The sequence below is a fragment of the Bacillus sp. FSL E2-0195 genome (genome assembly GCF_038003645.1).
Lineage (GTDB): Bacteria > Bacillota > Bacilli > Bacillales > Bacillaceae_G > Bacillus_A > Bacillus_A mycoides.
The window spans coordinates 95,055-110,078 of sequence record NZ_JBBOPN010000002.1 but is presented as its reverse complement, the minus strand read 5'-3'; the positions used below and the strand labels follow the sequence as shown (position 1 = coordinate 110,078).

15 protein-coding genes are annotated in these 15,024 nt (G+C 30.9%); 3 read left to right on the top strand and 12 right to left on the bottom strand.

What is annotated here, in order from left to right; translation table 11 throughout:
• Positions 1–39 precede the first annotated feature (39 nt).
• Positions 40–1,128: a hypothetical protein gene (locus tag MHH59_RS28000; RefSeq protein ID WP_340853248.1), complete on the bottom strand. Its 1,089-nt coding sequence runs from the start codon at positions 1,126–1,128 to the stop codon at positions 40–42.
• Complete coding sequence (locus tag MHH59_RS27995) at positions 1,128–1,580, bottom strand: hypothetical protein (protein ID WP_340853245.1); 453 nt, start codon at positions 1,578–1,580, stop codon at positions 1,128–1,130. The genes MHH59_RS28000 and MHH59_RS27995 overlap by 1 nt, the downstream gene beginning before the upstream one ends.
• A 670-nt stretch (positions 1,581–2,250) precedes the next feature.
• Between MHH59_RS27995 and MHH59_RS27990 the strand changes: the two genes are divergently transcribed.
• Entirely contained in the window at positions 2,251–2,610 is a 360-nt protein-coding gene (locus MHH59_RS27990; protein WP_340853244.1) for a hypothetical protein, read from the top strand.
• Between the two features lie 143 nt (positions 2,611–2,753).
• Positions 2,754–3,038: a hypothetical protein gene (locus MHH59_RS27985; RefSeq protein WP_340853243.1), complete on the top strand. Its 285-nt coding sequence runs from the start codon at positions 2,754–2,756 to the stop codon at positions 3,036–3,038.
• Between the two features lie 1,054 nt (positions 3,039–4,092).
• Here MHH59_RS27985 and MHH59_RS27980 read toward each other — a convergent pair.
• The 4 genes from MHH59_RS27980 to MHH59_RS27965 form a co-directional block, all read right to left on the bottom strand.
• On the bottom strand, positions 4,093–4,620 hold the full coding sequence (locus MHH59_RS27980; RefSeq protein ID WP_085313304.1) for a nuclear transport factor 2 family protein: 528 nt from the start codon (positions 4,618–4,620) through the stop codon (positions 4,093–4,095).
• A 154-nt stretch (positions 4,621–4,774) separates the two neighbouring features.
• Positions 4,775–5,167, bottom strand: coding sequence for a nuclear transport factor 2 family protein (locus tag MHH59_RS27975; RefSeq protein WP_085313303.1), 393 nt, complete (start codon positions 5,165–5,167; stop codon positions 4,775–4,777).
• A gap of 4 nt (positions 5,168–5,171) precedes the next feature.
• Entirely contained in the window at positions 5,172–5,993 is an 822-nt protein-coding gene (locus tag MHH59_RS27970; RefSeq protein WP_340853242.1) for a cytoplasmic protein, read from the bottom strand.
• Positions 5,994–6,288: 295 nt separating this feature from the next.
• The gene (locus MHH59_RS27965) at positions 6,289–6,909 is read right to left on the bottom strand and encodes a DsbA family protein (RefSeq protein ID WP_340853241.1); all 621 of its coding nucleotides are present in this window, start codon (positions 6,907–6,909) and stop codon (positions 6,289–6,291) included.
• 1,203 nt (positions 6,910–8,112) lie between these two features.
• On the opposite strand from MHH59_RS27965, the gene MHH59_RS27960 reads away from it, so the two are divergent.
• Positions 8,113–8,511, top strand: coding sequence for a DUF3221 domain-containing protein (locus MHH59_RS27960; RefSeq protein WP_201055072.1), 399 nt, complete (start codon positions 8,113–8,115; stop codon positions 8,509–8,511).
• A 444-nt stretch (positions 8,512–8,955) separates the two neighbouring features.
• Here MHH59_RS27960 and MHH59_RS27955 read toward each other — a convergent pair whose 3' ends face one another.
• The 6 genes from MHH59_RS27955 to MHH59_RS27930 form a co-directional block, all read right to left on the bottom strand.
• Complete coding sequence (locus MHH59_RS27955) at positions 8,956–9,234, bottom strand: hypothetical protein (protein WP_340853238.1); 279 nt, start codon at positions 9,232–9,234, stop codon at positions 8,956–8,958.
• A gap of 297 nt (positions 9,235–9,531) precedes the next feature.
• Positions 9,532–11,214: a DUF2075 domain-containing protein gene (locus MHH59_RS27950; protein ID WP_340853235.1), complete on the bottom strand. Its 1,683-nt coding sequence runs from the start codon at positions 11,212–11,214 to the stop codon at positions 9,532–9,534.
• 145 nt (positions 11,215–11,359) lie between these two features.
• Entirely contained in the window at positions 11,360–11,689 is a 330-nt protein-coding gene (locus MHH59_RS27945; RefSeq protein ID WP_016096863.1) for a nucleotide pyrophosphohydrolase, read from the bottom strand.
• A gap of 68 nt (positions 11,690–11,757) precedes the next feature.
• Positions 11,758–12,120 (bottom strand): hypothetical protein, encoded by a 363-nt coding sequence (locus MHH59_RS27940; RefSeq protein WP_340853231.1) that lies wholly within the window; start codon positions 12,118–12,120, stop codon positions 11,758–11,760.
• A 57-nt stretch (positions 12,121–12,177) separates the two neighbouring features.
• Positions 12,178–13,101 (bottom strand): HNH endonuclease, encoded by a 924-nt coding sequence (locus MHH59_RS27935; protein WP_340853230.1) that lies wholly within the window; start codon positions 13,099–13,101, stop codon positions 12,178–12,180.
• A gap of 566 nt (positions 13,102–13,667) precedes the next feature.
• A complete protein-coding gene (locus tag MHH59_RS27930) occupies positions 13,668–14,414 on the bottom strand; it encodes a zeta toxin family protein (RefSeq protein ID WP_340853228.1) in 747 nt (248 codons plus the stop codon).
• Positions 14,415–15,024 lie beyond the last annotated feature (610 nt).

Genomic DNA, 15,024 nt, shown 5'->3' with positions numbered 1-15,024 from the left:
TTAATAAAAAAGAGGATACATAAGTATCCTCTTCTCTAATTAACAAACATCGCCACTTTTTTCGATTTGATAACGCTTAATAGAACCTAAACGACTGTCTGTACGTTCCCCATCAATAACTGTAAGTGTAATACTGTGAGTCGCTGCTGTTTGTCGTGCTGTGTCTAATGTAAAATTAGATTTCACTCGGCAAGAATACAGTTCAACTTGGAAACCTTGAATGCTACCATCCATTTGTTCAAAATGTCCATCATGAACAACAGATACTGTAAGAGGAAAATCACGAGAACCAATTGCCATTACATCTACAACCTCTGGGCGTTTGTAGTTCACATAAATTTGCTCTCCTTCAAGATAATCATTAAACTTAATCTCCCCTGTAGAAGGGTCAATTGTATACTCACCTTTTGCAGGATTAGTTGTTACTTTTTTAAGTAATTTATTCTCTTTTACTAATCTGACAGATACATGCTCTGTCTTAGAAGAAGCTGAACCTAAAGATCCACCAAATAGAGGATTCTTAAGAGTTACTAGTCCACCTTTAACATCATGACGTTCTTCTAATACCCATACGAAACCATCAGGATCGATAGAAGATGATGCTACAGGATAATAAACTACTACAGTATCACCTTCAACCGCCCCACCTTTTAGTGTCACTGCTGATCCAGTTACTGTAATTGCTGATTCTGGTACAAATGAACCTGCAACTTGGTTGAAAATTTGTACTTTAGGTGCACCGCTACCTGTTAATACCGAATTAGATAATTTAATAGAAACAGGTTCTGTATCACCAGTAATTGTTACTGTTTCATTTTTCAATTCATAAGCTAATCCGCTAACTCCTTCTCGAAGTTTTGCCCCTAACACAAGACGTACCATGTTTAAATCAAATTTTGCATCCTCTGCTGTAATATCGATTACCTTTTTACGCAGTAGTGTATCAATAGGTGCTGAAGAGTCTCCCCCTTCAATATCAACCATATCCAACTGCACATCAAGACGCATATTCGCCATGTGACCCAGAGTAATTAATTCATCACACCCTGGAATTTTAGCCATAAATTTACCTGCACCTTTAATAATCATTTTCTTATTCTTACTGTTAAACTTGTCAAATTGTGACATTAACTACACCCCTCAATTTCGAAAATAAATTCAAATCTAGTGAAATACTTATAAGAGTGTTCTATTTCACTTGCGACCTCTGCAGAACCTACATACTGACCTTTGGAAAATATTCCTTTTAATAACTGCATAGATTGATTATCAAATAAATGATTTATTCGATCTGCAAGGTCTAACGCCAATTCCACATCATCATTTGTGTAAATATCAAAGTCAAAGGTTACCACATGAGTGTTATGGTTTCGTTCCTTTTTAACAAATGACTTGTAAAATGCAATTAAAGGCAATTGTTTACTTAGTGCCTCTTTAGGAGACATACGCTTTTGTATGTGCATATCATTTTCCATATCTGTTGGAATATTATTAAGACCCATACATTTACGTATTACACTATCTTCTCTCAATGTCTTATGTATGCAAGTATAAACATCAGTGATACGTGGAAAGAACAACTCATCACACCCTCTTGTAAGTATTTGCAGTACCAATATAAGAAAATCACAATGAAAATTTAACATCACTTAGAATAAATTTAATAAAACTCTATCTTTATCTTTAATTATTCATAACTAAATTAATTTTTTATACACTTAGATTCTATTAAACTTCCACGTACATTCTTAACTATTGAATTGACATGATCAAAGATTTTCTTATTTATACTTCAATTGAAAAATTCACAATTGTATTAAAAGGTGGCTTTGTCATTTACCATAAAACTTGTAAACAACCTATTTCTCTGCAATTTTTTATATAAACATAATTTGTTTATAAATTACAAAAAATAATGAAATCCATTATGAAATTAACTCAATAAATATTTTTTACAGATGAAATTAATGGAGTTAAATATAAAAATAATGGTTTTAAATAATTTTAGTTTCTCAAATAAGATAGTATTGAATCTATTTTTTATATCAAATAATTATTATTAGGTAATAAGTAATAATTTATTAATAATATTATTTAGCTCTAATATTATTAATTCAGCTATTACCTTTAAATTAAATGCTACAATTCATATTTTGTGATTCAGCAACAACCTTTAAACTAATAAGTCTCTTTAAAATTCAATTGCAACTATAGTTACTTAGATCCCGATAACTATAATGAGGTGATATCTTGAATTTACATAAAGATAGAAATTTAAATGTTACTGATATAAAAAAATATTTTTCATTTTTATACAATGATAGACAGATAAGGGCCATTCTTACTACGAGGAATCAAATCTTATTTGTGGGATATGATATAGGTAAAAATGCAATCGGAATAAAAAATCCTTATAGCTTAATCGAGAATATGGACAAACGCTCTAAATGCAGTGCTGTAATTACTTTTAATAAGGATATTAACCCCCAACGCTATATTTTAGTAGATTTAGAGGGACTCCATCATATGGTATATAGAGCTAGAAAGACTAAGGTTAATAGATTAGATTTTATACATTGGGCCATATCTATAGAAAAAAATATACTTTAATTCATTTCATTAAGATGACTTTTATTGGGATAAATATCCTTCATATGATTTTTTAAATATCACAGCTGAATATTAATTACCTTGTAACCCTCAACTTTCTAACATCTTATTACGACTTTTAAATAGAAATTGGAGGTGAGAAAATGAATCTAGATTTAAGTATAAGCCTGTTGCTATTTATATCCTTAGGGGTACGTGCATTTTTATTTGAAATAAAATTTCAGTACACACGTGAAAAATTACGCAGTATTCATGAACTATTTGAAATTTTTTTAGACTGTTCTTTTTGTAATGGCTTTTGGACAGGTTTTTTTGGTTATGTAATTGTAAATGGTATTGATATTATTCTAATACCATTTGCTATTTTAGTTGGTTCTTCCTCATACTATTTAACATTATTTATTAAGAGTCTTACACAAAAAAATTAAGTAGCACAATTTATGTCGTTTATTTCTTAATTTATTCATTCTACCTTTTTATCTACTTAACCCTACTAAACTTTAGTAGGGTTTTATTCACTATGCATATTATTTCCACCTCTATACAAATTCCCAAACTAAGAAATTGTTCAAAATAGCAAAGTACATTTTGTACAGTACCTTGTTTACGCAACTAAAACAATAAATGAGACGACTATTAAAGTATCATTTACCTTGGGAAATGGAGTGAACAGTATGATTTTCTTTTCAAGTAACCACCGAATTAGGAAACTTTCTTTCCTAAATAAACTTTGGATGACACCAGTAGCTTATGGACTAAAGTATCTTGCCGGATCCGTTATATACATTGCAGATAAATTTGATAAAAAGGTAAGGTTAGAAATCCTAAAAAGACATATCTAAAATGGAGGAAATAAAAGGAGGATTCAATCATTTTACGAACGGTTTTAACAAACTAATAGAGGCAACTTTAAATTCATGCTACCATTCAATAAAGTGAACTACTCGCCACTTAGCTAAGCTCGAAGTGGGAGCTTCTCAGTTCCACGACGAAAGTAACCTTTCGTCTCCCTGAGCGTTACTTCGGGGTGTTCCACCCCTAGATGTCCAACGCTTGGATGCTCTTTTGGTACGGTTGATATTTTACGCAGGAACCGAATGGCTTGGTTTTCGCACTCTATTTTCTTCCTGCAACCTCATATATCAAATTATCAAAGAACTTCATATAGCTAGTTTATCAAAAGTTTTTGGCTATGCCAAACCGGAATTCATCTCCCACCTATCGTTGGGTTATCGCCCTTTACACGCTTGAGGAAGGAAAATTCTTTCGGCAAATTCGTTAAAAATCCTAATCATAGAGATACTATCTCTATGACCTAAACAGAAAATCTAGTATTAAGTATCGCAGGAATTTCAAGTAAAATTACAGACTTAATAAACTAATTGCGTTAGTAAGAAAGAATCACTCTAAGGATGTTTTTACTAACGCAATCTTACATTTTTACGAAAAAAAATTTTAACAATCATTAAATATATCTTCTACCTAAAACATAGTATTATCATTAGCTGCCTCATTTGGAATCTCTTGAATTACATCCCAGTGTTCGACAATCTTTCCATCCTTTATACGAAATATATCCACTATAGCAACTCCCTTATCTTGAGAATTAGTACGAGAATGTACATGAAGAGCAACTGTATCTCCTTCTACTACTACTCGTTTAATCTCTGCAAAGGAATTAGGATTTTTAACAAAATCCTCCTTAAAGAAATCCATGAAGGCTTTTCGTCCATCAGCAACAAAAGGATTATGTTGCTGATAATCTTCACTTACATATTTAGGAATAATATCGATATTATGTTTATTAAAAACCTCATTATAGAAATCGACTACCATTTTTTTATTCTTTTCTTTTTCTGTCACATCACTTTTTGATACTGAGGCAACATTCTCGTTCTTTATTGAGTTACCTTTGTTATTACCAGTGGAAGCTTGAAATATCAAAGTCGATACAATTCCTAAAATAAACACAGCAATAATAATTATTATTAAATTTTTCTCTAATTTCATATATCCTTACCTCTTCTAATCATATAAATTATATTCCATAACATACTTGAAGAAGGAGAAACCATCCTCAAAATGTGATATAAGGGGTAATGTTAGTAAAATCTGTTTATCCTTGCACTACTCCTTATACAAGGTATGTTAAAAACGATTAACTCTAGCTCAACACCTCATTAACAGTTGCACTGTCCACAATTTGAATAAACTTTTTAACTTTATCGTTCTCATCAAACTCATAAAGATGACAAAAATCTGCTACAAATGATTTTCCTGTTGCTTTATATGTCCCACTATATTTTCCATAAACGATTACAGTTTTATCATTAAATGCATAGATTTCATCCTTTGCACTATAGTCATTCCATTCTGTCCCAAGACGTTCATGTACGTTTTTCACTACTTCATCTGGACCTATATAAGTCCCTGCATATGGAAATCCAGCGGCTTCTGTCCAAGATACATTCTCATTTAAATACGCTTTGAAAGCATCCATTTTCCCTTCACCAGTCAATACATACGTTTCATGTAATAGTTTTTGATATTTATTCATAGCATTAACCCCAAGGCATTTCTTTTGTTACAACTTTTGCACTTAATTCTAATACCCCTTTATTTGCATAGTCGGGATATGCTGTTTCAAGTTTTGCCACAAAATCTTTTGAAGTCTTACTTTCTTCAGAAGCTTGAATTGCAGTTCTTAGATAATCTATAGTTGCAATAATCGCTTGATTATCTAAGGATTTTTCGATTGATCCATGGCTTGGTACAATAATGTCAGCATGTAACGCTTGTAATACTTTCAAGTTCTCAATCCATGCCTCCATTGCTGCTTTTGAGCTAGTATCTGCTAAGAACACATGGATTTCGTTAAATACATCAATGCCTCCAATCAATAATTTTAGCTCTTTATTAAATAAGCTAGTTCTGTAATCATCTAAGCCTACAAGTTCAAATGCTAAACCTTGAAAATCAATTGTTTTCTCTTTAATAACTTGAGGTAATACCACATTGTTTGGTGCATTTTCTCCTAGTACATCTTTCCAAACTTTTAATTTCCCTAATACAGAATGAACAATATGTTCAACAGTAGACTCTTTTGCATACGCTATGGCTCCTGGGTAAGCAGCTTTAATACTTTCTAACCCAAAATAGTAATCAGGATCCCCATGAATAATAAAGATTTTATCTAAGGATAAGTTATTGTTTTTCAGATAATCTACAATTTCTTTCGAATCTGATTGAGTAAATTTTGAGTTTATTAAAAATGCATGTCCCTCTCTCTCAACTAAGGTTGCAGTTACCATAAAACTTTTTTCATCCGAACTAAACACCGTCAATTTTACATCATTTAGATTTGTATCGATTGTTTTAAACATAGAATGTTATTCTCCTTTTCTTAAAGTTATTGAATAGATAACACATTTTTATCTTGTTCCGACAGAAGGCCCCTCCTCAATTCCCCTGCATAGTTAATCGCACCAGCAAATAGATAGGAGATGTATGTCGGTTGGCGTAAGCTAACATGTTTGCTACTATGGCCTATAGTAAAATCAGAACCGGACCTTCGTTAAAAACAAAATGAAAATATAATTTTTATAAGAAAGATTTAAGGCCATCCACTTGGTGCCTTTTTTAAAATGTTAATTGTTATATACTTTAACTTAAAATTCTTTAATATAAATTTTTAAAACGTGCTTCAATTTTATCTGGCGTCATTACCCCGCCACCAATAGGGATAATTTGATTATCCTTTTGTAAAAGTAATGAAGGATAACTATTAACACCAAGCTGTCGAACCTTATTGAAATCATTTTGTACATCTACAATTGTTTCTTGAGCATTTAAACGCTCTATTACTTGTTCAGGATCCAAACCATGCTCAATTGCAATCTTACGATATGTTTCAGGGTCACTTAGACTTTTCCCCTCATAATAAAACGCTTTTTGCATAGCCGAAGTGAATTCTAACAAACGGTGTGGCGCTAATGAACGTAAAGCGGAAAAGCCAATTGCAGCATCTTTCGAATTCATTTTAAAAGTACCTTCTTCCACCAATTTTTGATATGAAGGACCAAACTCTGCACCTGTAAGTTGATTAATTCTTTTATTTCCCTCTTCTATATATGAGAAATTTTTTATTGGTAACTCATCTAAAAATAACCCTCCACATAAAACCGTTAACGGCACTTCAGTGTGTTTTTGGTAAAATCCTTTAATACTTTCTGAAAAGCCATAGCACCATCCACAATATGCGTCCCATACATATATAAAGTTATCTTGTTTCGTTTCCATTTAAATCTCCTACCTTTATTTTTATTTACCAGTTCAGCTATCACTTAAAATTCTCAGCCAACTTTTTGGTTTGTAAAAGTACATCTTTTTTAGTATCTTGTTCTTTTTTGAGGCACCTTACTATATTTTTCAAAAACTAACCCTTTCAAAGAAAGAGCAACTAAGATTTTTAGCAAAAGACAACGATGTATATTATTGCCCCAAAGTAGAAAATACTACAGTACGGAATATGCATTTCTTTTAATATGTCAGTAACTATCTACCCTTAGCGGCAACGTGTGAACCACCATCCTTAAATAAATATACAAATCGTATTTTCACTTAAAATAGACACACGTTGTAACTGATTTGATTACAACTTCATGTAACTATTCTAGTTACAACTAAGATGAAAGTCAATTCTTTTTTAACAAAAATATTAAATCTCTACCCTAACGCATTTATAATTCTAATATTAACAACTGGCTTCTTGTTCTTGAACTTGTTAAATCCCTTAGTAATCCCCTCAAAATATATATACTATTTTGTTGATAAAAAGCTATACATTCCCTTCATCCTGTATTTTCTAAAGAGTCTTTATTCATTAGTTCTATTTTTTGATCGTGTGCAACAAACAATAAATTCAAAAAAGAAAAAACGATATTAAATTTATTATTCCATTTTTAAAATATCCCATATCAAACAAGATAGTTAACACTATAAATATATTATTAACTATCTTGTTTGAATATTAGTAATAATAAGTCTAAATATTATCAATTCACTTTATATTACATATATGTAAAAATAATAACATGATAAGCTTTTTCAAATTTTACCCATACTAAAGATTTGAAATTAGCATTTCATTACTCTCTTTACTGTTAATATGCCTTGAAAAAGAACCCTATAGGGTTCTTTTTCTGTTCATTACATAGGATCCTTTATTAATAAAGAAAAAAGAAGAGGGATTTCTCCCCTCTTCACCAATAAAATCAAATATATTTACAATTAAGGAAGGGCATACATTCATCAAGAAATGAAAAGAACAATAATAGTTCACCTAGTGAATTATAACACAAAAATATTCCTATTAATAGATAATATTAACATTTATGGAACTATTGTGACAAGATTGTTAAACATCTTAATATTAAAAGGCTTTATATGTATATAACTTGAAAGTGGATAGTGTAGGGATTAAATATAAGGAGGCTATATAATATGTTTACAAAAAAACAGATCTTAGTAACAACCGTAACAGCTTTAACATTTGGATGTGGATTTACTTTCGGATTAACACCAGCCTTTGCTGATTCTAGTAAGGCGTCCGTAGACACTACACCTATTCATTCTATTCAAAAACAAGAACCCTTTACTGGATATGTCATTTCAGTAGATAACAATTATTTAGTCGTTGCTGCTACTTCTACAAAAGATGAAGCGCTTGCTTATCAACATGATTGGTGGGATCTAGTTTCTCAAAATAAGATTTTAAGAGTTCCAGTTTCCAATGGAGAAGAATACAAGTTAGGTGAAAAATTAAACGTATATGCAGTTGGTTGGACTGCATCATTACCACCAATTGCTGTTATGCCTACCATTGAAAAAGTATTTCAGTAGGTAATATTTCCGATAATAAAGCTGCCCCATATAAAAGGAGTCGTTTAATCTGTACCCTTTGTAAAGGACTTTTTGAAAAAAGTAAGGCACATCGTCCAGTCGATGTGCCTTTACTAATATGCATTTGAATCTTGACTTAGATCTAGTATTTTCACTACTGATATAACAAATAAATTATTAAACAAGTTCTTCTAAGTATGTTAAATGTGCATTTTTATATAAAAACAACTATTAATAATACTATGAAACGCGACAAACTACATCCTTGTGTGTCTATTTTGTGCAATATGAAAACTATTAACTTTACTAAGATATTTTATGATCACATTTCGTGTTAGTGTATACAGTATTAATACTCACTTTTTATCTATTCCCTACTGAATTCGACATCGTTATATCACTAACATCTGTTCTACTCTTGATAATGTAGCTTGATTTTTACTATTACAATTTGGTACATTGTTCTTCAGCTAAGTCCCTAAGAAATTTTGCTCTTTTAAGACCTTTGTATTCTTCTAAAGTTATATCTCTAACAATTGACCACGAACCAAGCCACATTGTTTCTCTGATATAACCATTCGGTATTTTAATTTGGGAAGTATCGCAAGCAGTTCTTCCACACATAACAAATAAAGCTTTATTATAATCATCTTTATAATCTCTATTGAATCTATGATCTTTCATATATTGTTCAAATCCGCAATTACTACATTTAATTTGCACCTTTCTCAGCCCCTTGTCTTTTGTTGTTCCACGTATCGTCCAATAGGTATGATTAATAACTTTGGAGGTGTTTGTCAGAAGAAAAGGATTTACATGGTTCGGCATTAGATCCAAGCTCACTAGGCCTAACTCACCACCTAGCCCCTCATTTATAAATGATTTCGTTTACAATTTACATTTGCAATAATAAAATTTAAGCAAAAAGGGACGCCCTAGGACATCCCCTTATTTTTACTCATCTTATACATAACTTATCTAAATTTCCAGCTCTTTTTTACTATCAAAGCTCTTTTTTATTTATTGACTTACTTTTACTATTTCCTTTAGATATCTCTGCATATTTTGATTTACTGCATAGACATAACATCCATTTATCCCTCGTGATAATAATACGTAATAAATACGTTTAATATAGGATGTTAACTCTTCATTATTTAAATCAGTTCCCTTAATCGGAAGACCATTTCGATCTTTATACTCTTTTGGATTGACGATGATCTTTGCTTTATTCAAATCATAGTCTCCATTTTCTTCACCTGTATAATTACAATCAATTTCAGCTCCTAAGATCGCACCAATATAATTTAAATCAGCACCTTGGGTAGTATGAATACATCCTATTTCCTCTACACTATTCTTAAAATTAATCCAGTCCTTTACCTTTGAGTTCCATACAAATGTATTACCTGTAACAGGATCTTTTATATCATATAGATTCTTATCCTTTTGTGTAGCCCATTTCCAAGAATAACCCGCGACTACGCGACATAATTCATGGTCTTTATTTAAAGATTTAATGGAATCATTTAATTCTGTAATAGAGTCCATTACTTTAAAGTCATAGCCCTGCAATAATCCTTCCTCATAAACACCAACATTATTTGCTATTTGTAGATATTTGCGCAGCCATGCTAAATATTGATCTCCAGATTTTAAACGGAATTGTTTATGTAAGAGATGCCTCTTATAATTCACTGTCAACTGTTGGAATACATCTGTATCTATATCTGCAGGTCGGATTGTTTGGTATGGATCATAAACCACAGTTAAGTGATACGCGAATGTTTCTATTAACTCCAACTCAGTTGTATAGCCATTATCAGTGACTAAATGTTTTAAATCACGTGCTTGTTTGCCAAAATATTGTTTCAGACGATGTGCTTCATCCACAAAAACATACTTATATTTAGAGCCCCTACTTTTTGCCTGCTTAATAAATAGTGAAGGTGACAGCACCGTAATACCTTGTAGACCTAGTTTGTTCATTAAGCTCTTATATAAATTTAATGAGTGATTTTGCGGAACAACAAGTGCTATATCTTCATAATTCAATCCCTCTCTCGCTTTACCAGTTTTATTGTCATAAGCAAGCGCATATAAGATATTTGTTAATACAATTGTTTTACCGGTACCCGGGTCCCCTGTAATCAAATGTCGACTATTTGATGTGGTAAGCATCGTATTAAAAATGTCTTTACAAACCTCAATTTGATTAGCCGATAGCTCTTTAAATGGTGAATATTTATAAATAAATTTATTATGTATCTCACCTAAATTCTCACTAGCTACCCCTTCTTCAATTAACTGATTCCAAATTTCTTTAAACATAATCTGAACATTTTCAATCCCGTTATAAGAATGAATCTTTTGGCCCCTAACTTTATTCAGTAAGTTAAATTTATCATCTGCAGATAAATATTCAATTAACAATGTTTCAATATGCTTAATCGAACTTTCATTAAATAATTCGCTTTTTATTACAATAACTTCATTGAATGTTTTACTTTCATCACTTAAATGTGCAACGAAACGCTCATATATATCTGTGGACTTACCTACATATAAATTCTTCTTATCTCGTTGAATATAGACTACTGGTACACTATCAATTTCAAAGTCTCTCGTACAGCCTTGCTCAAACGCCTTTCGCTTCTTCTTAATTATTTCAAATGAAGATAATTTTGCTGCAAATGATATCATTTAAATAACTCCCCACTTTTTAAATTGAATAATATTTGAGTGTGTGGATTGTATACTCGCTGAATACAATCCACACATACAAATCACAATCCCAACCATCCTCTTTCACAAAAACATTTCAAAAAACTGTAAAACGATTATCGCTTTACAGTTCGTCATATTTTTTATTACTTCCAAATGCTTTTTCGACAGGATATTTCTCTGCATTCTTTAATAACTTAGCATGTACTGCCTCTTCTAAATCAATATTCAATTTATCACTTAACATAAGCAAATAAATCATTACATCAGCTATTTCTTCTTTCATTTCCTGCATTTTAGTTTCTGTTGCTTCTTCACTAGACTTCCATTGAAAAGTCTCAAGTAATTCTGCTGCCTCTAAATTTAATGAAATTGCCAGATCCTTTGCATTATGAAACTGACCCCAATTTCTCTCATCTCGAAATTTTATTACTGCCTTTTGTAAATCTTGCATCACTATTAATCCCCTCTCTTATTCATACTATCTTTTCAAAATAAAACGCATTATATATAGAATCTCAACTAATTCACCTTAATCCAGATATAATCGTCCTCATATTTAACATTTAATTTTAATCGGATTCCCTTCATATATGCATCTAATTGCTTTGATAGGTTCTCATCACCGATTTGATCATATCTATCTACCTCTAAATATAACTTAAAGATACTTCCTTTCGTTAATTCAAACTCCCATTTTAGAAAGTTATGTAACATACTTTCCTTACTCATGTATTCATTTGCTTCCATAAATTCTAATAGTTCATATAAATTATAATATACTAAGCTACTTGGCCTGAGATCTTGACATTTTGGACAATATTCTCTATATCTATCTTGCAATTGCATAATCATTTCTGTACCACATTGATTACAGTTATACATATAGCAATCTCCTTCAATTCTCTTATGTTCTTCATACTCTTGAAATTATAAATTATACTATTTTGTTTTAAAAATGTTCCTCTTATGCCACTTAAAGTATAATTTATTTTCTGGGCGAATTTCTATCTTAGCTTTGGGTGTTAATCCAAATATCAAATAATCTGTTTCTACTATCAATGGAGAAATATGCAATCGCCCCTGGCCATCAAATGTAATAAACCCTTTATCATACAGGGCATCATGATTACAGCAAAGGAGCACACCATTATAAGAATTTAAACGCTCCATACTTGTGCTATCTTTCCATGGCTTTGAATGACTCGCTCTTAATAATTCTGGTAAATTTATTCCGCATAATGCACATTTCCCGTTCCACAGCTCCATTAATGCTTTCCTGAATTTTTGCTGTCCAATACGGATTGTAGCTTTCACCTTAGATTCCGTTTCAGATATAACAGGAATTAATGTGTTATTTTCAGTCCTTCTTACCTCATCAACTGATAATTCTAATTGCTCATTTTTCTTCTCATAAATGTTTGAATCACTTATTAGTTCAATTAATTTAAGAGCTAATTCTTCATTACATGGGTATAAATAACCTTGATTTCCATTTGCATCTGATTGAAAAGGAGAGTATTTAATTGGTAAAAGCTGCGATATCTCTTCAAAATTCTCACGTATATTAATTGTTTTTTCTAACTCATGATATTTTAAAGACACCAGATAACCTTCATCATTCCATTGATCATGACTTTTCATAATCGATGGTTTATTCGATTCCTTACAATCTTCTTCAGCAATACTAACCGCCACAATATTCCCTTTTACATAATGAAAGATTCGATCTCCTTTTTTTACATCCATCATTCTTTTCCATGAATGTGGTACATTACCACCTCTATCTTTTTTTGGTGACCAAATAATTCCTAATTCCTTTTCTTCTTGATAAGTATGTCCCTGCATAACAATAAAATGGTTCATATATTCTCTCCTAAAGCGTATATTTACTACACTGATTTCTATTTAATTTAATACTAAAAAACTCTCCTACGATTAGCAAATAACCTATTTAAGTTTTTACTAATAATTAATTATACATTTATTATTTCATACGATTTTTTTCTCATAAATTAAATCCCACACACAATGATGTTAACATGTAAAAATAATATAGTTGTTTTACAATAAAGTACATATCACACAAATATCTACAAAAGCAGCACATGCGCTATTATTGATTTTTGTGATAAATGGAGAGTTTTAACTAAATACTCATTTATGCAAACAAAAGAGTTGACCTAAAAGGTCAACTCCTCTGCTTCAAATTCTTTATTTCTCTTCTTCCTTTTTTTCCATTTCCCGTTCATTTTTAGCGATTAAATCATGAAAATGCTCTTCTTTGTTTTCTTCTATATACTTCATAAGTTCTTTAAATTCCATTCATATCGCCTCCTATACTTATTATATCAATAATATTATAAGTTGTCAGGAGATTATAGAAATTAAATCTATTTATTATTTTATAAAATTTATTAAATGTATGTTCCCTAAAAAACAAGAGCTGATTTTTCGTTAAATTGATTATTTCGAGATTCATCAACAATAATTTCTTTTGCTTGTTTTGATTCTTTAAAAGCAAAAATTTCTGGTTGCTGACCCGTATTATCATATAAGCTATAACAATCTATCAAATCTTTAATTTTACAAAATGTAGTTGCTACTTTCATATGGCTTTCTTCAATAATATGTTCCGGAACCAATCTTCCTGTTAGTTTAAAACGCATGATTGATCGTTCTAAAGCAACCTTTATTGGAACATCTACAATGATTGCATTAATACTGAATTCAGCTTGTCTTAATTGTTGAATCAATTTTTTATATTTCTCTACATTTTTCATTGTACCATCATACATAAAGTTTATTTTTCTCTTCATACAGATTTTTAAAAGTTCCATGGTAATATCACTGCTTTCATCATGAACCAAAAAGGCTGCTTGTTTTATTAGTTCTGTGTCCCCTGATTCCATTAATTGTTGATATTCTGGTATTTTTTCTTTGATCTTATCAGAATCTATCCAAATTATATGTTTCTTCTTACGTTTATACCCCTTACTTACTAACTCTCCAATTGAGCTTTTTCCAGCAGCAGAACCACCACCAAGTAATATGGCTTCAGGTTCTTTTTCTTGCTGTGAATGTTCATTTAAAAATGATTCAATAATCTCATTATGTAGATCCTTACGTTCTATTACATACTCCCCATTGTTTACGTATCTTTCTCGGGTTGTTCTCAATTCGTCTTCTCCTCTTCTATAAATGAATTATTAGGTTCCCTTCAAAAGTTAGAGTACTTACTCTAACCCTGTACTTATAACTTTGATTTCTCGTCTCTACTTGAGATCATTCTTACTATGATTCCATATAGCTCTTTTAGTTAGATGCTATATTTTTCAATTCATCATTACACATTCCTTCTAAACAATCATATTTCTCTCTAACTTAATACCTACTCTATATATCCACTTAAACAAACAAAAAAGGACTCCTTTAAGTCGATTAATTGTGCATAGCAAAATAAGCTATATACACTAATCGGCTCAAAGAAGCCCTTTCAAAATTGAAACAAGAACACAACTTGCTTCTACAACTCAACCACAACACATAAGGTGTGGGAATAAACGGAATCAATTAAACTAACAATATACCTATATATTACATAATTTAGTTATTATTATCAAGATGATCTAGTGAATAATGTGCACTGACTTTTGCATTAATTTTTGGAATATCACGCTCTACTTCCAATAAATTATGAGAAAAATCAATATTTTATTAGTATAGTTAATATATGTACCCACTAATTAACTGCGTCTCTTTAACAGTGACCCATACATTCCACTTTAT